Genomic DNA, 16,580 nt, shown 5'->3' with positions numbered 1-16,580 from the left:
GGTATATCATGCTAAAGGAATTCAAAGAATTTGCCTTGAAAGGTAACATGGTTGATCTCGCAATCGGTGTGATCATCGGTGGTGCTTTCGGCAAGCTGGTCGAATCCATTGTGGCTGATCTTTTGATGCCAATCATTGGGCTTTTGACCAACGGAACTGATTTCTCGAATCTTTATATACAATTGTCAGGTGCCCCGGCGCCAACGCTTGACGCTGCGCGTGAAGCCGGTGCAACCATTGCTTACGGCAATTTCATCACTCTTCTGATCAACTTCCTGATCATAGCATGGGTATTGTTCCTGGTTGTGAAGGCCATGAATAGATTCAAGAGAAAGGAAGCGGTGGCTGAACCAGCTCCCGCTCCCGCCAAAGAAGAAATCCTTCTTACCGAAATCCGTGATCTGCTTGCAAAAAAATAAACTCAATCAAAACCCCGGCCAGCTGGCTGGGGTTTTTTCTTTGTCATCTTGTGTCAGGAGCACATCATTTCGGCTGATGGAAACATCACAAATATCCGCGTGATAATTGACTGGCATTGCGTTAGGCCTTCTGCTCAATGGGTTTCTAAGGATGATCTTGCGAGACCTGCATAAATAAAGTGGGAAGGCGCCATGAGTTTGGTTCAACATCTCCGTCACGAAGCGGCAGTGGCACCGGAGAGCGGCATTGTCGCTGTTATGAACCACGGCAGGAGGCAAGAAGGGATTATTCCTCTCTGGGCCGGGGAGGGTGATCTACCAACACCGGAATTCATCCGCGCCGCAGCGGGCGAAGGTCTCGATAATGGCGAGACATTTTATACCTGGCAGCGTGGTATTCCCGAGTTGAGGCAGGCGCTGTCCGATTATTATAAGCGGCATTTTGCGGTCGATCTTCCTGTCGAACATTTTTATGTCACTGGCTCGGGCATGCAGTCGATTCAATTGGCCGTTCAAGCCACCGCCGGCGCGGGCGATGAGGTGGTTTACCTCTCTCCTGCATGGCCAAATTTTGCAGCAGCAGCCGCAATTGCCGGAGCAACGCCCGTCGCGGTGACGCAGGATTTCACCGGAAACGGCTGGACCTTCGATCCGCAAAAGATTCGCGATGCAATCACGCCGAAAACCAAAGCATTGTTCATCAACACGCCCTCCAATCCCTCTGGTTGGACGGCGGATATCGAAACATTGCGGGAAATTCTAGCGATAGCGCGTCAGCATGGCCTGTGGATTGTGGCTGATGAGATTTACGCGCATTTCTACTATGGCGCCCGCAGAGCTCCATCGTTCCTTGATGTTATGGATCCGGAGGATCGTATCATCTTCGTCAACAGTTTTTCAAAGAACTGGGCCATGACAGGGTGGCGGGTGGGGTGGCTTGTTGCGCATCCATCCCTTGGTCAAACAATCGAGAATCTGATCCAGTATTCCACTTCAGGTGTTGCCCAGTTCATGCAACGCGGAGCCGTCGTTGCGCTGAACCAGGGCGATGATTTCATTCGCTCCCAAGTTGAGCGCGCCCACAAGGCCCGGGACATACTTTGCGCCAGACTGGCAGCCACGGGACGCGTGCACCTCTCACCCCCTGCCGGAGCATTCTATCTCATGTTCGGAATTGAGGGCATCAGCGATTCCTACCGCGCTGCCTTCGATATTGTCGAGGAGGCTAAGGTGGGCTTGGCGCCGGGAACGGCTTTTGGCGATGGAGGCGAGGCTTTTCTGAGGCTTTGTTTCGCGCGTCGTCTTGATCAGGTCGAAGAGGCAGCAGACAGGCTTGCAAAATGGATCAGCAAGCGCTGATCCATCAAAATCATCAGCCGCCAGCCTTGGAAACAGCCAGCGTTACGACCCGGTCGTTGGCTTCTACAGGCGTCGCTTCTCCGGTCGAGAAGGGGATGCCGAGAGCAGTCCAGACTTCCACAAGCGCATCCTTCAACTCGACGATAAGCTCGTTCGTATGAAACGGCGTTGGCGTAATACGCAGCCGTTCCGTGCCGCGGGGAACGGTTGGATAGTTGATCGGCTGGATATAGATGCCGTGCTTTTCAAGCAGACGATCACTGGCCTTCTTACACAGTTCCGGATCGCCCACATGAACCGGCACAATATGGGTTTCAGACGACATGACAGGCAGATTGGCCTGCGCCAGAACATGTTTGGTCAATTGTGCCTGTTGCTGGTGCAGTCTGCGCTCTTCCTGCGAGATCTTCAGGTGCCGGATAGACTCTGTCGAGGCGGCAGCGATTACCGGCGGCAGTGCCGTCGTAAAGATGAAGCCCGGCGCATAGGAGCGAACCGCATCAATGACACTTTTGGGGCCGGTTATATAGCCGCCCAACGTGCCGAATGCCTTTGCCAGCGTCCCTTCGATAATATCGATGCGATGCGAAAGGCCTTCGCGATCAGTGATTCCGCCACCGCGCGCGCCATACATGCCAACGGCATGAACCTCGTCAATATAGGTCATGGCATTGTACTTTTCGGCAAGATCCGCAATCGCGGCAATGGGCGCAATGTCACCATCCATTGAATAGATGGATTCGAACACAATGAGCTTGGCCCGCTCGCGTCCGGCGGCTTTCAAGAGTTCTTCCAAATGTGCCAAATCATTATGACGGAAAATACGCTTCTCTGCGCCTGAACGCTTGACGCCCTCAATCATCGAGGCGTGGTTCAATTCATCCGAAAGTATCAGGCAGTTGGGCAGCAGCCGGGCAATGGTCGAAATCGACGCTTCATTGGACACGAATCCCGAAGTGAACACCAGACCAGCTTCTTTGTCATGCAGGTCGGCGAGTTCCAGCTCCAGCTCAACCAGCGGATGATTATTGCCCGAAATATTGCGCGTGCCGCCGGCACCCGAACCCATGCGACTGGATGCATCATGCATCGCGGCGATCACTTTGGGATGCTGGCCCATGCCGAGATAGTCATTGGAGCACCAGACTGTAATCTCGCGGATTGTCTCAGCCGAGCGCCAAAGCGCACGGGGAAATTTCCCCACAATCCGTTCCAGATTGGCGAAGACTCTATAGCGCTTTTCAGCGTGTAGCTGCTCAATAGCGTCTTCGAAAAACCGATGATAGTCCATGAAGTGCTCCTGTATACTTCATTTACTACCGTTTTTGCCCGCCAAAATCCACGACTGCGGGGTGGGCAATTTGCCACGCTTGCCGCAAGGTTGGGTCGATGATGAAGAATCCCAAGGAAATACGAAGGTCGCAGCCCGGAGGCTTTTTTAAAGCCTCCGGGGATTGCTTTCGTGTCAGAACCGCACGGCTATATCGGCGTTGACACCATTGGCACGACTCGATTGCGAGAACTGTCCTGAATAGGTCAGCCCCAATGTCGTCCGCTTGCCAATATTGAAGTCCAGTCCGGCCTCGACAAAGGCGGCATTTCGAGCTGTGGGCAGCCCTTCGACTGTAAACGGGGCCGCACCCGCAAAGGACAGCCTTTGCTTGGGTGTCAGGTCGCCAAAGCCATGATTCCATCCGACCGTGCCGCGCGCCGTTGCCAAGACATTGCCCCCAAGTTCGAATTGATAGGAGGCACGTAGTCCAACTGTCGAGCTTGTGCGTTCTGTCCGGTTTGCAAGCGCCGAAAGTTGGCTGATTGTACCACTTTCCTCGAAGGCATCCGTCTTGATTGACGCATATCGGAGACCGGCAAATGGCTCGATTGCAAGCCCTTGGGCTGGCTTGAACGTATAGCCAAGTTCTCCGAAAACCTGAATGGAGTTTGCACCATATTCCGCTTGATGTTCGCCATGGATATTGCCGAAATGAGCGTCGCGTTCGGTTTCGATCTCGTGATGGGCGAGATTGACACCAAAGCGCAGGCCAAGCGCATCCCAGTTTGCTCCGCCATAGACACCCATCTGATAGCTGTCAATGCCGGCCTTACCATAGGCGGTGCTGACGGAGCTGTTGCCATAACCCGCCAGCAGACCGGCGCGCCATTGCGTACCGAAGAGGTCGTCATCGATAATGCCGTCGAAACCGGTAACCAGGCCGCCGGACTTGCTGCTGACGCTGCTTGCATTGCCATTGCCATCAAGCCGCGCCCAGGAACCATAGCCCTGTCCCCAAAGCGTGGTTGTGGCCTGCGGCTCCACCAGAGCAAAGGCTTCATGGGTCTTTGTCTTTCCCTCCGACACATAGGCAAGAGGTGCTGCGCTGACGATCTGTGCCGACTGGCCCTTTGCGGAGATACCGTTAAAGGCGCTGCGAACACGGCTCGATGCGGCATCGCCGATCAACTGGCCGTCACTGATGAGAACTCCGGCCAGAGAGGCGTGCGCTTCGCCGGTCAGCGTGTCATAATTCAACGGCTTGTCCTTTGTGGAGAACAGAACCGTATTGAAAAGCGGGTTTTTTGTGCCGAATGACTTGAATCCGCCCCAAGCACTTTTTTGATTTATGGTTGTCGCGTGCAGCGGTGCTTCTATGGCCATCATACGATTCAAAGTGGTCTTGGTTGCGTCGAAAGCAACACTCACGCTTTGCGAATCATAAACCAGAGAAGGTGTGATGTAGTTGAACTGGGGCACAACATTATCGAACCGACCGGTGCCGCTCAGACCACCTTTGGCATGCAGTATATTATAATTCTGGAGGAAAAGAGTCTCGACCTCATCGGCGGATAACAGTTCTGGATTGCCCTCCATCCGGAGTTGAACAGACCCTCCCTGCAGCGTTGCCTTTCCTCCGATTTCGAGACGGTCGGCGGTTCGCAGATTATTGGCAATATTGACATTGTATACGCTGCCTTTCTCGAAAGTCGCATCGTTGGCAACGGTCAATGTTCCCACAGACTGCCCGATGCCCGGCGAGACAAATGAGCCACTATTGGCTTGCAACCCACCGATTTTGCCTGTGCCGGTGAGCAATCCGGTGTTCACAACCACGGTTGAGGTGAGCGAGCCGTCCACAGCCAGTCCGCCTTTGGCGATTTTCGTTTGACCGGTATATGTGCTTTCCCCAGTTAGAATGGTCGTGCCCGTTCCCAGCTGCGCTACATTGCCCTCGCCACTAATTGAACCAGCAAAGGTGTAAACATCAGAACGGTCGAAGCCTAAATCAGTATTGGCAGAGGTCACGACGTTGCCAACTATTGAGCCTGTCTCGCCGCCATCACCTATTTGCAACGTTCCTGCCTCAAGGAACGTGCCGCCGTTGTAGGAATTGTCGCCGGTTAGCGTGAGGGTTCCGCCGTTGAGCTTGTACATGGCATTATTGCCGTGAAGACCTCCGCTGAAAACAAGATCGCTTTTTGGAGAGAAATAGTGGCGCGTCGTGTCATAGAAGCCAGTGGGAGATGAGAAGTAGGAGCCGGCAAGGGCAGGGTTCTGCCAGAAGGTAGTAAAATACTTTGCGATATATCCGTGGGCACGTGTCGTCGGGTGGACCTGATCCCAGAACAGGTTCCCGCTTTCTACCGGCTTCGGATATTGACGGCAGGCATCGACCGAAATGCATTGATCAGTCGTGTTGGCGATGCCGAAGGCAGCCGGATGCCGTATGACGATGTCCAGAACTGTCGTCATGTCAGGTGTGTAGACGTTCAATTCATCGCCGGGATGTTTGGCCTTGAAGTCGGCCACGACTGAAGCAATTGCGTCATTGACGAGCTTAGTGGCTGCCGCCGCCTCTTTGGCGTTGTTTTTGTGTTCGGGGGTCAGGGACACGTCGGGCACATTCGGCACCAGAAGATTGCGGCCACCGGCACCATATATCTTCTCCAGCCCATCGGTCATATTCTTTTTCAGTTCTTTGACAATGGCTTGCGGATCAGCATTCGAATCTGGATTAAGAATTGTGAACACGTCATTGGCACCGAGCCAGACGGCAACAAGCGTATCTTTGGAAATTTTGGTGCCGTCAAATCCGCCAAGCTGGTCACTCAAACCGGGAATTAGGAATTTAGCATGGGTGTCCCCCGTGCGCGCATAGCGTGCACCGCCCACCGCGTAGTTCATCGACCGCCCGTCCGCAGGTGGCTTGGTATATTCCCAAAGATGCCCCGTCGCCTTTGCAGGTATGAAGATAGCTTGCAGTAGAGGGTAGCGGAACCAATCACGCAAGAATTCAATCGTTACTCTCGACATGAATCTGTCGATATTATCGGGATAGGCGGTGGCGATAGCCTGCTCGCCCACTAGATACTGGTTCCAGACCGGGCCATTGCTGAACCTACCATGCGGGATGTGCTTGACGAGGTCTGCCAATTCGCTCAAGTGCTTTTTGTAGCTTTCCAGTTGAGCCACAGCTGCAGTTCTCGTCTCTATTGGGAAACCACTGCTGAAGTCTTTGATAAATTCTTTGGGAACAGTGTAAGGAGGATAGGCGAAATGCTTAATCTCTTTAAAATAAGTTGACCATTTCCCCAAATCAAACTGAGAAGGAGACTTGATCAAACTGGAAACATCCGTAAGCGTTTGGTCTAGTTTCGTCAGGTTTTGCATAACGAGGTCGGCCGGAGGCTTTAATGCCCCAATATCCGAAAGACTATCGCCAAATACGATGACGTTTTTAAAGGCAAATGCCTTGTTGTCGAGATTCTGTCCAATTGCCGGAGTGGCGATTAACCCGGCTGCAATGATGGCTGCATGGCTGACAAGGCCCAGTTTCTTTGAAAAATTCATACTGAAATACTCCCCCGATCAAATATCTAAAATGAATGCATTATGACTCGTGAGCAGTCTGCCAAAGGCATCTGTTCACTTGCTAAAATCTAAAGTTCGTTATGGGATCATCACGCTGTAATGGTTGCGCGATCTTGAAAGCTTAATGGGCTGGCAGTCCACACAGTGCCGACGAAAGCGCTGCAATGAAAAGAATTTTTACAAAGGCAGCGGACAAGCTTTGCGATGGTACAATGTGCCATAAATAATCCTCCCAAATTCACTATGCACAATCTATTGATAAAAATATTGGCTACCTAAACTTGATTTGGCTTGCAGGGTCAAGATGACTCTCGGCGAGCGCACCTGAAGTAATATCCCGTTCACAACTGATCTTGCGGTTATGGTAGGATAAACTATAGGACTAAAGTATTGTGCACGGCCTGTAGACGTGAAAGGCATAAAATGGGAAATGGGCAATGACTGTGCTGGTGACAGGTGGTGCTGGATATATAGGCAGCCACATGGTTTGGGACCTGCTTGAAGCCGGCGAATCGGTTGTGGTCGTCGATAGCCTTTCGACCGGTTTCAAATGGGCGGTGCCGCCCGAGGCCAAGCTGGTTGTCGGGGATATTGCTGATCAGGCACTCATGCGCCAGACCATCGAGCGCAACTATGTCGATGCCATTATTCATTTTGCAGGCTCCGTCGTCGTACCCGAATCCGTTCGCAACCCGCTGGCCTATTATGAAAACAACACGTCAAAATCCCGTACGCTCATCGATGCCGCAGTGAAGTCTGACGTCAAGAACTTCATTTTTTCTTCCACCGCCGCCGTTTACGGCGATGCTGGCATGCTGCCCGTCGACGAGGATCACCCGGCCCGGCCCGAATCGCCCTACGGCCTGTCGAAACTAATGACGGAATGGATGTTGCGGGATACCGCTGCTGCCCATAATTTCCACTATACGGCCCTGCGCTATTTCAACGTGGCGGGCGCTGATCCGAAAGGCCGCACGGGCCAGTCGACCCGCGGTGCAACCCATCTGATAAAGATTGCTTGCGAAACCGCGCTCGGCAAGCGTCGTTACATGGAAGTCTTTGGCAATGATTATTCTACACCAGATGGCACTTGCATAAGAGACTATATACACGTCACCGATCTGGTCGCCGCGCACCGTCTTGCACTTGAGCGGTTGCGCTCGGGTGGCAGCAGCATGGTGGCCAATTGCGGTTATGGCCGTGGCTATTCTGTCAACGAAGTCATTGCCAGTGTTGAGCGTGTTCATGGCGCGCCGATTGATGCCCGCCCCACCAGCGCCCGGCCAGGCGATGCTGCCTCCGTTGTGGCCGACAGCGGCAAGGCCCGCAACGAGCTGGGATGGGTGCCGCTACTGGATGATCTGGACAAGATCGTTGAGTCCGCGCTGACATGGGAAGCATCGCTGCAATTCCGCAATCAACGATAGGCTGGCAGCGCAACACTATTCCTTTGGCTCTTTTTTGAAAGGCAGCATCAGCCGCAGCGTCAGGAACGTGAACAGCGAAATGATGATGGCGACGTCATAGCTTGCCAGCCCGACCGAAATGCCAATGGCCCCCGTCGCCCATATGCTGGCGGCTGTAGCCGTTCCGCGCACGGAATCCTTCAATTGGAGGATCGCGCCGCCACCAATGAAGCCGACACCAGTAATCAGGCCTTCGACAATGCGGGCCATTGCCTCGGGGTTATCAGCCGTCAAATGCTCCGTTCCCTGTATAACGCCGCAACTGGCGAGCGCGACGAGCGGGAATGTCCGCACTCCGGCACTGCGCTCTTCGGCTTCACGCTCAACACCGATCGGCACAGCGAGCACATAGGCTATAAACAATGCAATCAGGTGCGGAACGACTGGAAAGGAATTGAGATACTGGAGCGTCTCTGTCAATGAAATCCCCCTGAAACGATTTGGCGGTTAACGTTTGGCAACACCAGACGTTCCAGCAAGCTGTTGAAAACCGGGTGGGACTTTAGGCTGCGGCGCAGCGACACATTGAATTAAGATATTGGAATGTAGGAGAAGAGGAACCTTCATCGTAGAGAACGGGTTTGAAGGACAAGAAAGTTGGAGTCTAAAACAATGGACGGCAGCAACCGGACCTACGAAAAACAGTTGTCTCAAATATTGCGGCGACATATATCGCAGTCTTGTTACCGTTCGGCAATCAGAGCAGCTGGAATATATAAAATAGAAGAAACCGTTCCTGAAAGCTTGCTGGATCAACTAAAGCGGCTCGATGACGTAGAACGGAGCCGCCAAGGATAAGCCACCAATCTATTGCAGACCAAACAAAAAGCGGGCCACGAAGCCCGCTTTTATTTTTGATATCTGGTTATTCAGGCGGCGAGCGCAAGATCGTTGGTGTGTTCGATGGCAGATGAAATGGCTTTCGCTTCGGCATCCGCGCCCATGGCAACGCCTTCGATGCGGATGAACTCCACGTCAGTCATGCCAATGAAGCCAAGTGCAGTCTTCAGATATGGTGTGGCATGGTCAAATGACGCAGCTGGACCATCGGAGTAAACGCCGCCTGAAGCGAGAATGACGTAAACCTTTTTACCAGTTACAAGACCTTTAGGACCATCCGCACCATAGCTGAATGTTTTGCCGGAACGCATAACATGGTCGAGCCACGACTTAAGCGTCGATGAAATGTTGAAATTGATCATGCCAGTTGCCAGAACGATGGTGTCAGCCGCCATTAGCTCGTCGACAACCACGTCGGACACGCCCACCACCTTTGCTTGTGGGGCTGTGCGTGTTTCCTCCGGCGTGTAAATTCCCGCTGCAAAGTCGGAATCGATATGGGGGAGAGGAGTGGTGGCGAGGTCGCGTGTGACGAGCGTATTGCCGCGCCTTGCCGAAGCCAGCTTTTTTGCAAATTCGGTTGCAACGCGGGTTGAGTGAGATGCTTCGCCACGTGGGCTCGAAGTGATCAGAAGAATGGATGACATTGTATTGGTCCTTTCAGGAACGAAACTGATGGACAATATTTGGCTCTGGACATCTATTTAGAAAACTGGGAAAATATCTATTAAACCTATCGATAAAGTAGATATTTAAATGCTGCCCAATCCTACGCTTGATCAGTTGCAAGTTTTTGTAGCGGTTGCTGAAACTGGGAGTTTCTCGGCTGCTGGGAGGCGTCTCAATCGTTCGCAGTCGGTAATAAGCTATACGATCGCCAATCTGGAAGCCCAACTCGAATTGCAGCTCTTCGTGCGCGGCGGAGCGCGTGAGCCTCGGTTGACTGACGTCGGCACAGCCATGATTGAAGATGCGAGGCGCATGATCTCAGTGCTTCAAAATCTGCGGGCGCGCGCCGAAGGGCTAAAGCAGGGCCTTGAGGCAGAAATTGCGGTGGCGGTCGACGTTACTCTGCCATCGCCTGTCCTCATTGCTGTGCTGACCGCATTTCAAGTGCAATTCCCCACTGTCAGTCTGCGTTTGCACGTTGGAGCACTTGGCGTTGTGTGGGATCTTGTACTCAAGAAACAAGCCGATATCGGCTTTGGCGGTAAACCGTTGGAGGCTTACGACGAGTTGGTCATGGGCCGGCTGGGACAAACAACGATGATGCCTGTGGCTGCGCCTGATCATCCCTTGGCACTATATGAGGGGCCGGTACCATTGGCTGTGATCCGCGATCACATCCAATTGGTGGTAACGGATTTGAGTGAGCACACCAAGGGCAAGGACTTTGGCGTGTTTGCCTACAAGACATGGCGCTTGACCGATGTTGCAACAAAGCGCTCGCTCATGCTGGCTGGTCTTGGTTGGGGTGGTTTGCCTAAGTGGATGGTCAAGGATGATATTGCCGAAGGCAGGTTTGTTCCCCTTAATCTGGATCCCTATCCGGAACTTCCTTACAATTTAGTGGTTCTTCATCCTGTTGACGCGGCGATGGGACCCGCGACGACGTGGATGGTTGAACGGTTCAAAGAAGAGCTGGAAAAGTTCGATTAAAACGAGATGACGAGCAACAAACCACCTAATCTCGGCCTCGGTGTTGCAATCGGGACGGCAATCGGCGCCGTCTTCGGCAATATTGGAATGGGGATTGGGATCGGTCTTGCCATAGGCATTGCGATTGGCCTTACCCCCGGCAAAACCAACGATAAATGATAGCTGCGTTGTTTGGTTGGAAACTGGTGCTGCGAGAGAGGATTGAACTCTCGACCTCTCCATTACCAATGGAGTGCTCTACCACTGAGCTACCGCAGCCGATTTGCGAACGCGGCGGACTTCTGGCATATCATTGCTGAAATCGCAAGCAAGCAATCGTAATCTCTTGGGTAAAATATCCAAAGAGAGCAAAAAACATAGGCTGGCTACCGACATAATATTGTTAGAGCTAGTCAAAATACCGGATAAAACCAATGTCTTTGTTGCCTAAAAACCCCAGCCGCGAACAAGAGGAGCGTGAAAAACGCCGCTCGGAACAGTTGCGCGCAAATCTTGCGCGGCGCAAACAGCAGACAAGATCACGTCGGTCCGGCGCTGAAGATGGGCGCGATGAAGGTTTGAAAGCCTCGACCTCGCAAACTGATTCAGCCGACGGTGAAAAATAGAGAGTTATTTTTCTGCATATCCTTTTTTGACGCAGAAACGACGCACTCACATTCAAGATCATGAGAACTGCGTAAGGCCGATTCGAAGATCAGCGTTATGCACAGGAATGACAAGCTATTCTTGAACCAACACACGTGATGGTTTAAAGGAACCCGCTCTGCAAAGAGCCTTTAACGACAGGACGGGTATTCCCCCCGCGAAAGTGACAGATTATGGATCGCATCAAGATTGTCGGCGGTAATAAGCTCAACGGCATCATCCCCATTTCAGGCGCCAAAAACGCGGCCCTGCCGTTGATGATTGCCTCTCTTTTGACCGATGACACGCTGACACTTGAAAACGTGCCGCATCTGGCAGATGTCGAGCAGCTTATCCGCATCCTTGGCAATCACGGGGTTGATTATTCGGTTAATGGCCGCCGCGAACGTCAGGACGGTGCTTATTCCCGTACGATTCATTTCACAGCACGCAATATCGTCGATACCGTTGCTCCCTATGAGCTCGTCTCCAAAATGCGGGCCAGCTTTTGGGTTATCGGGCCGCTTCTCGCCCGCATGGGTGTTGCAACCGTTTCGTTGCCGGGTGGTTGTGCAATTGGTACACGGCCGGTTGATCTGTTTATTGATGGCCTGCGCGCGCTCGGCGCCGATATTGAGATTGAAAACGGCTATGTCAAAGCCAGCGCCAAGGGCGGCCTGGTCGGTGCGCGCTATGCATTTCCGAAAGTTTCGGTTGGTGCAACCCATGTCTTGATGATGGCCGCCACGCTCGCCAAGGGCGAGACGATCATTGAGAACGCCGCGCAGGAGCCTGAAGTCGTTAATCTGGCTGAATGCCTGAACGCCATGGGTGCCAAGATCAGCGGTGCTGGTACGGCGACGGTTACAATCGAGGGCGTAACCAGTCTTTCCGGCGCACGCGTCCGGGTCATTCCTGATCGTATCGAGACAGGCACCTATGCCATGGCTGTAGCCATGACGGGCGGCGATGTCATCCTGGAGGGCGCTGATGCCAACCTGCTGACTGCTGCCCTTGCAACGTTGGGTCAGGCCGGCGTCGAAATCTCCGAAACCAATTCCGGTCTGCGCGTTGTGCGTAATGGCCATGGGATTATGCCTGTCGATGTGACAACGCAACCATTTCCGGGCTTTCCGACGGACTTGCAAGCACAGTTCATGGGGCTAATGACCAAGGCCAAGGGCACATCCCATATTACTGAAACCATTTTTGAAAACCGCTTCATGCACGTGCAGGAATTGGCTCGACTCGGTGCGAAAATCTCACTGTCAGGTCAGACTGCGAAGATTGAGGGTGTTGAACGCCTTCGCGGCGCGCCGGTCATGGCGACTGATCTGCGTGCATCGGTTTCGCTGGTGATTGCAGGTCTTGCGGCAGAAGGCGAGACGACGGTCAACCGCGTCTATCATCTTGACCGCGGTTTTGAGCGTCTTGAAGAAAAGCTGACACGCTGCGGTGCGGTGGTTGAGCGGATCAGCGACTGATCGTCCGGAATTTCTGCGTCGATTATACGTCTTGCATAATTCCCTTTGCCTTCGCTTTCCTCTAACAGGGAAGAGAGCAGGATTCCCCATTGGAAGTCCTGGCCCCGCAAATTGAGGCAAAGGGTAGACATGGACACTCTCAAACTCATCGCGCTTGATGAGGAAGATCTGCAAATCCTATCTGCGCACCTGCAGGATTCCGTGCTGAAAGTCCGCGATATCGATTATCTGGCAGCGGAAAAGAAGCTGGTTCTTGGTATTAATCGTTTCGTCTGGGAACTGGCGGATGACGGCAAGCGTCATCGCAGTTTTGAGCGCCGCCGCACGGCGCTCTATTTCGGCCAGGTCTTGAGTGTCAAGGCAACGGGTATCGACCGTCATTATCCGGATGATGTTCTTTCCATCTTGGCCATTCGTTTTATCGTTTCCGAAGCTCCGTCTGGAATTATCGAGCTGCTTTTTGCCGCAAACAAAGCTTTGCGCCTCGAAGTCGAAGCCATTGAAGCTCAAATGGCGGATTTGGGTCCGGCTTGGGAAACACAATCCCGTCCAGAGCACGAAGCCTGAGGAGTAAGTAACGTGGCAATTGTGCTGAAACAGTCTGATTCTGATTTTAACGAGAGTTTTTCCGCATTCCTTTCGACCAAACGCGAAGTCTCCGAAGATGTTGATCGCGTGGTTGAGACCATTATCAAGAATGTTCGCGCCAATGGCGACTCAGCACTCATGGATTATTCGAAGCAATTCGATCGTATCGATCTGGCGCAGCATGGTATCGCCATTTCCGCCGCTGAGGTCGATGCGGCGATGGAGACAGCGCCGCAAGCAACGGTCGAGGCACTCAAGCTCGCACGGGATCGCATCCATTCCCACCATGCAAGGCAAATGCCCAAGGATGATCGTTATACGGATGCATTGGGCGTTGAACTTGGCTCGCGCTGGACAGCAATCGATTCAGTCGGGCTCTATGTTCCCGGTGGCACTGCGAGTTATCCGAGCTCTGTCTTGATGAATGCCGTTCCGGCACAGGTGGCCGGCGTTGAGCGTATTGTCATGGTGGTTCCGTCGCCGGACGGTAAGCTCAATCCGCTGGTTCTGGTCGCAGCACGTCTCGCTGGCGTTTCCGAGATTTACCGTGTGGGTGGTGCGCAGGCTGTTGCAGCACTGGCCTACGGCACTGAAACCATTGCCCCGGTCGCCAAGATTGTCGGCCCCGGCAATGCCTATGTGGCGGCTGCCAAGCGCCGTGTTTTCGGTACTGTGGGTATCGACATGATTGCCGGCCCATCCGAGGTTCTTATTCTCGCCGATGCCGATAATAACCCCGATTGGATTGCTGCCGACTTGCTGGCGCAAGCTGAGCATGACAGCGCCGCACAATCAATTCTCATTACGGATGATGAGACTTTTGGTAAAGCCGTAATGGCCGCTGTTGAACATCAACTGAAAACGTTGCCGCGCGGCCAGACCGCAAGCGAGAGCTGGCGGGATTATGGCGCGATGATTCTGGTCAATGATTTGCAGTCAGCTTTGCCTCTGGTCAACCGCATCGCGCCGGAACATCTGGAGATTGCAGCCGCCGATACAGAACAGCTTCTGGCCGGTGTTCGTAATGCTGGAGCAATCTTCCTTGGCCGCTATACCCCGGAAGTCATCGGGGATTATATTGGCGGCTCCAACCATGTTTTGCCCACCGCCCGTTCAGCAAGGTTTTCTTCGGGACTTTCCGTGCTTGACTATGTCAAACGAACCTCCATTCTGAGGCTGGGTGTTGAGCAATTGCGAGCCTTGGGACCAGCAGCGATTGAGCTGGCACGTGCGGAGGGACTTGATGCGCACGGCAATTCAGTCGCAATCCGGTTGAACCTTTAGGAATCTGATGACGGCAAGTGATGCGAGATTGGTCGATGTGGAACTGGACGACACGATCGGCCGTTCGACACCCGACGTCGAGCATGAACGAGCGGTCGCAATTTTTGATCTTATCGAAGAAAACAGCTTTCGCCCTGTTAGTGATGAGGGAGCGGGGCCTTACAAGCTGAAGATTTCTCTGGTCGAATCACGTTTGATTTTTGCGATTTCGCGGGAAAGCGGGGACGATGTGGTAACGCACATCCTCTCGCTTACGCCTTTGCGCAAGGTCATCAAAGACTATTTCCTTATCTGTGAAAGCTATTATGACGCCATTCGTTCGTCCAGTCCAAGCAAGATCGAAGCGATCGACATGGGTCGAAGAGGGTTGCATAATGAGGGCTCGCGAGCATTGATGGATCGGCTTGGCGGTAAGATTGAGGTCGATTTCGACACGGCCCGCCGGCTTTTTACACTGGTATGTGTGCTCCATTGGCGGGGATAGGCGCACCCGTGCCGGGAATGCCCGATCACCTGCCGGATGAAACGGTAGGTGAGAAACCAAGGATTCCGGGGGCTGTACTTTTTATATGCGGAATGAACTCCATTCGCTCTCCCATGGCAGAAGCGCTGGCCCGAAAAGTATTGCCTTCTAAGGTTTATGTTGCTTCAGCAGGCGTTGAAAAGGGCGATCCTGATCCGTTTGTGGATGCGGTTCTCGAAGAAATAGGGTTAAAGCGACTCTCAATGACCCCGCGCACCTTCAAGGAGCTTGAAGACGATTATTTCGACCTGATTGTTACATTGTCACCCAAGGCACACCATATGGCACTGGAGTTGACCCGAACGACATCAGTGCATGTGGAATATTGGCCGACCCCAGACCCGACCCTGGTGCGGGGTCGCAGGGACCAGATTCTGAGTGCCTATCGCGACGTTCGTGATCATCTGAAGCAACATATTGAGGATCGTTTCGGTCCATTGACTTGATACTCTTGTACGTCCGTACAATTGGATTGAACTCCCTTGTTCACAAATGCTGCGCAATACTATAGGTTCCGCGCAAAATTGCGGTCGAACACGGCCGCAAATTCAATTTCTGGAGATAGAACTACGCATGGCGAAAGAAGAAGTACTGGAGTTTCCTGGCCTCGTAACGGAGCTGTTGCCCAACGCGATGTTCCGGGTAAAGCTCGAAAACGATCATGAAATCATTGCTCACACGGCTGGGCGTATGCGCAAGAACCGTATTCGCGTTCTTGCAGGTGACAAGGTTCTGGTTGAAATGACCCCATACGACCTGACCAAGGGTCGCATCACTTACCGTTTCAAGTAAACCTCCCTCAGCCTGTCCGCAGGAATTCTCTTTATGAGCGATCAGCACAAATTCGTTCTCGCATCCGGTTCTCCGCGCCGCCTGTCGCTGCTCGGCCAGATCGGTATTGAGCCGGATAGTCTGCTGCCCGCCGATGTGGATGAGACGCCCCTGCGGGCGGAACACCCGCGTTCGCTGGCGCGTCGGCTTTCCCGCTTGAAGGCGGAAAAAGTTGCTGCGGACTTGAAGGGGAGTGTTGATCTGGGGAAGGCCTACATTTTAAGCGCAGACACCGTTGTAGCTGTGGGGCGACGCATTCTGCCGAAGGCGGAAATACTTGACGATGCGACTGCCTGCTTGCGGCTGCTGTCCGGTCGTTCGCACCGTGTCTATACTGGCCTTTGCCTGATTACTCCGGCTGGAAAATTGCGCCAGGATCTGATCGAAACCCGCGTTCGTTTCAAAAGACTTTCGCGGGAGGAACTGGAGAGCTATCTTGCCTCGGGCGAATGGCGGGATAAGGCTGGCGGCTATGCGATTCAAGGCTTGGCGGGCAGCTTCGTCATCAAACTGGTCGGCTCTTACACCAATGTTGTTGGCCTTCCACTTTATGAAACCTTGAACCTTTTGCAGGGGGAGGGGTTTCCTGTTTACGCCAATTGGCAAGCCTCCGGACATTAGAGCAAACGGACTGCG

At 53.2% G+C, this 16,580-nt stretch carries 17 protein-coding genes and 1 tRNA gene; 13 read left to right on the top strand and 5 right to left on the bottom strand.

What is annotated here, in order from left to right; genetic code table 11:
• The first annotated feature begins 8 nt into the window (after positions 1 to 8).
• Positions 9 to 419, top strand: coding sequence for a large conductance mechanosensitive channel protein MscL (gene mscL, locus ACYJL1_RS16395; protein WP_460896362.1), 411 nt, complete (start codon positions 9 to 11; stop codon positions 417 to 419).
• A gap of 192 nt (positions 420 to 611) precedes the next feature.
• Positions 612 to 1,778, top strand: a complete 1,167-nt coding sequence (locus tag ACYJL1_RS16390) for a pyridoxal phosphate-dependent aminotransferase (protein ID WP_460896361.1) — start codon at positions 612 to 614, stop codon at positions 1,776 to 1,778.
• Between the two features lie 13 nt (positions 1,779 to 1,791).
• Here the strand turns inward: ACYJL1_RS16390 and hemA are convergent, their stop codons facing one another.
• Together hemA and ACYJL1_RS16380 are read right to left on the bottom strand one after the other, a co-directional pair.
• A complete protein-coding gene (gene hemA, locus ACYJL1_RS16385) occupies positions 1,792 to 3,069 on the bottom strand; it encodes a 5-aminolevulinate synthase (RefSeq protein WP_460896360.1) in 1,278 nt (425 codons plus the stop codon).
• A gap of 174 nt (positions 3,070 to 3,243) precedes the next feature.
• On the bottom strand, positions 3,244 to 6,624 hold the full coding sequence (locus tag ACYJL1_RS16380; RefSeq protein ID WP_460896359.1) for an autotransporter domain-containing protein: 3,381 nt from the start codon (positions 6,622 to 6,624) through the stop codon (positions 3,244 to 3,246).
• Between the two features lie 458 nt (positions 6,625 to 7,082).
• Between ACYJL1_RS16380 and galE the strand changes: the two genes are divergently transcribed.
• Complete coding sequence (galE, locus tag ACYJL1_RS16375) at positions 7,083 to 8,072, top strand: UDP-glucose 4-epimerase GalE (protein ID WP_460896358.1); 990 nt, start codon at positions 7,083 to 7,085, stop codon at positions 8,070 to 8,072.
• 15 nt (positions 8,073 to 8,087) lie between these two features.
• On the opposite strand, the gene ACYJL1_RS16370 is transcribed toward galE, so the two are convergent.
• Both ACYJL1_RS16370 and ACYJL1_RS16365 read right to left on the bottom strand, forming a co-directional pair.
• On the bottom strand, positions 8,088 to 8,531 hold the full coding sequence (locus ACYJL1_RS16370) for an MgtC/SapB family protein (protein WP_460896357.1): 444 nt from the start codon (positions 8,529 to 8,531) through the stop codon (positions 8,088 to 8,090).
• Positions 8,532 to 8,980: 449 nt separating this feature from the next.
• A complete protein-coding gene (locus ACYJL1_RS16365; RefSeq protein WP_460896356.1) occupies positions 8,981 to 9,598 on the bottom strand; it encodes an FMN-dependent NADH-azoreductase in 618 nt (205 codons plus the stop codon).
• Between the two features lie 109 nt (positions 9,599 to 9,707).
• Here ACYJL1_RS16365 and ACYJL1_RS16360 point away from each other — a divergent pair, with 109 nt between their 5' ends.
• Positions 9,708 to 10,610: a LysR family transcriptional regulator gene (locus ACYJL1_RS16360; RefSeq protein ID WP_460896355.1), complete on the top strand. Its 903-nt coding sequence runs from the start codon at positions 9,708 to 9,710 to the stop codon at positions 10,608 to 10,610.
• A gap of 6 nt (positions 10,611 to 10,616) precedes the next feature.
• Positions 10,617 to 10,769 (top strand): hypothetical protein, encoded by a 153-nt coding sequence (locus ACYJL1_RS16355; RefSeq protein ID WP_460896354.1) that lies wholly within the window; start codon positions 10,617 to 10,619, stop codon positions 10,767 to 10,769.
• A 24-nt stretch (positions 10,770 to 10,793) separates the two neighbouring features.
• Here the strand turns inward: ACYJL1_RS16355 and ACYJL1_RS16350 are convergent.
• A tRNA-Thr gene (locus ACYJL1_RS16350) sits at positions 10,794 to 10,868 on the bottom strand.
• A 155-nt stretch (positions 10,869 to 11,023) separates the two neighbouring features.
• Between ACYJL1_RS16350 and ACYJL1_RS16345 the strand changes: the two genes are divergently transcribed.
• The 8 genes from ACYJL1_RS16345 to ACYJL1_RS16310 all read left to right on the top strand — a co-directional run bounded on the left by ACYJL1_RS16345 (position 11,024) and on the right by ACYJL1_RS16310 (position 16,565).
• Entirely contained in the window at positions 11,024 to 11,215 is a 192-nt protein-coding gene (locus ACYJL1_RS16345; RefSeq protein WP_460896353.1) for a hypothetical protein, read from the top strand.
• 213 nt (positions 11,216 to 11,428) lie between these two features.
• Entirely contained in the window at positions 11,429 to 12,718 is a 1,290-nt protein-coding gene (gene murA / locus ACYJL1_RS16340) for a UDP-N-acetylglucosamine 1-carboxyvinyltransferase (protein ID WP_460896352.1), read from the top strand.
• A 129-nt stretch (positions 12,719 to 12,847) separates the two neighbouring features.
• Complete coding sequence (locus ACYJL1_RS16335) at positions 12,848 to 13,285, top strand: DUF2948 family protein (protein ID WP_460896351.1); 438 nt, start codon at positions 12,848 to 12,850, stop codon at positions 13,283 to 13,285.
• Between the two features lie 12 nt (positions 13,286 to 13,297).
• Positions 13,298 to 14,590, top strand: coding sequence for a histidinol dehydrogenase (gene hisD, locus ACYJL1_RS16330; protein ID WP_460896350.1), 1,293 nt, complete (start codon positions 13,298 to 13,300; stop codon positions 14,588 to 14,590).
• 7 nt (positions 14,591 to 14,597) lie between these two features.
• Entirely contained in the window at positions 14,598 to 15,074 is a 477-nt protein-coding gene (locus ACYJL1_RS16325) for a UPF0262 family protein (RefSeq protein WP_460896349.1), read from the top strand.
• 17 nt (positions 15,075 to 15,091) lie between these two features.
• Positions 15,092 to 15,559, top strand: coding sequence for an arsenate-mycothiol transferase ArsC (locus ACYJL1_RS16320; protein WP_460898083.1), 468 nt, complete (start codon positions 15,092 to 15,094; stop codon positions 15,557 to 15,559).
• A 127-nt stretch (positions 15,560 to 15,686) separates the two neighbouring features.
• Positions 15,687 to 15,905: a translation initiation factor IF-1 gene (infA, locus tag ACYJL1_RS16315; protein WP_008122731.1), complete on the top strand. Its 219-nt coding sequence runs from the start codon at positions 15,687 to 15,689 to the stop codon at positions 15,903 to 15,905.
• 33 nt (positions 15,906 to 15,938) lie between these two features.
• Entirely contained in the window at positions 15,939 to 16,565 is a 627-nt protein-coding gene (locus tag ACYJL1_RS16310) for a Maf-like protein (RefSeq protein WP_460896348.1), read from the top strand.
• The last annotated feature ends 15 nt before the right edge of the window (positions 16,566 to 16,580 follow it).

Source organism: Phyllobacterium sp. K27, assembly GCF_054796155.1.
This window is presented reverse-complemented; position numbering and strand designations above follow the sequence as displayed.

Excerpts from the sequence above, each read along its gene's own strand:
- mscL (WP_460896362.1), top strand. The coding sequence starts at position 9 with ATGCTAAAGGAATTCAAAGAATTTGCCTTGAAAGGTAACATGGTTGAT.
- ACYJL1_RS16390 (WP_460896361.1), top strand. The coding sequence starts at position 612 with ATGAGTTTGGTTCAACATCTCCGTCACGAAGCGGCAGTGGCACCGGAG.
- hemA (WP_460896360.1), bottom strand. The coding sequence starts at position 3,069 with ATGGACTATCATCGGTTTTTCGAAGACGCTATTGAGCAGCTACACGCT.
- ACYJL1_RS16380 (WP_460896359.1), bottom strand. The coding sequence starts at position 6,624 with ATGAATTTTTCAAAGAAACTGGGCCTTGTCAGCCATGCAGCCATCATT.
- galE (WP_460896358.1), top strand. The coding sequence starts at position 7,083 with ATGACTGTGCTGGTGACAGGTGGTGCTGGATATATAGGCAGCCACATG.
- ACYJL1_RS16365 (WP_460896356.1), bottom strand. The coding sequence starts at position 9,598 with ATGTCATCCATTCTTCTGATCACTTCGAGCCCACGTGGCGAAGCATCT.
- ACYJL1_RS16360 (WP_460896355.1), top strand. The coding sequence starts at position 9,708 with ATGCTGCCCAATCCTACGCTTGATCAGTTGCAAGTTTTTGTAGCGGTT.
- ACYJL1_RS16355 (WP_460896354.1), top strand. The coding sequence starts at position 10,617 with ATGACGAGCAACAAACCACCTAATCTCGGCCTCGGTGTTGCAATCGGG.
- ACYJL1_RS16345 (WP_460896353.1), top strand. The coding sequence starts at position 11,024 with ATGTCTTTGTTGCCTAAAAACCCCAGCCGCGAACAAGAGGAGCGTGAA.
- murA (WP_460896352.1), top strand. The coding sequence starts at position 11,429 with ATGGATCGCATCAAGATTGTCGGCGGTAATAAGCTCAACGGCATCATC.
- ACYJL1_RS16335 (WP_460896351.1), top strand. The coding sequence starts at position 12,848 with ATGGACACTCTCAAACTCATCGCGCTTGATGAGGAAGATCTGCAAATC.
- ACYJL1_RS16325 (WP_460896349.1), top strand. The coding sequence starts at position 14,598 with ATGACGGCAAGTGATGCGAGATTGGTCGATGTGGAACTGGACGACACG.
- ACYJL1_RS16320 (WP_460898083.1), top strand. The coding sequence starts at position 15,092 with ATGCCCGATCACCTGCCGGATGAAACGGTAGGTGAGAAACCAAGGATT.
- infA (WP_008122731.1), top strand. The coding sequence starts at position 15,687 with ATGGCGAAAGAAGAAGTACTGGAGTTTCCTGGCCTCGTAACGGAGCTG.
- ACYJL1_RS16310 (WP_460896348.1), top strand. The coding sequence starts at position 15,939 with ATGAGCGATCAGCACAAATTCGTTCTCGCATCCGGTTCTCCGCGCCGC.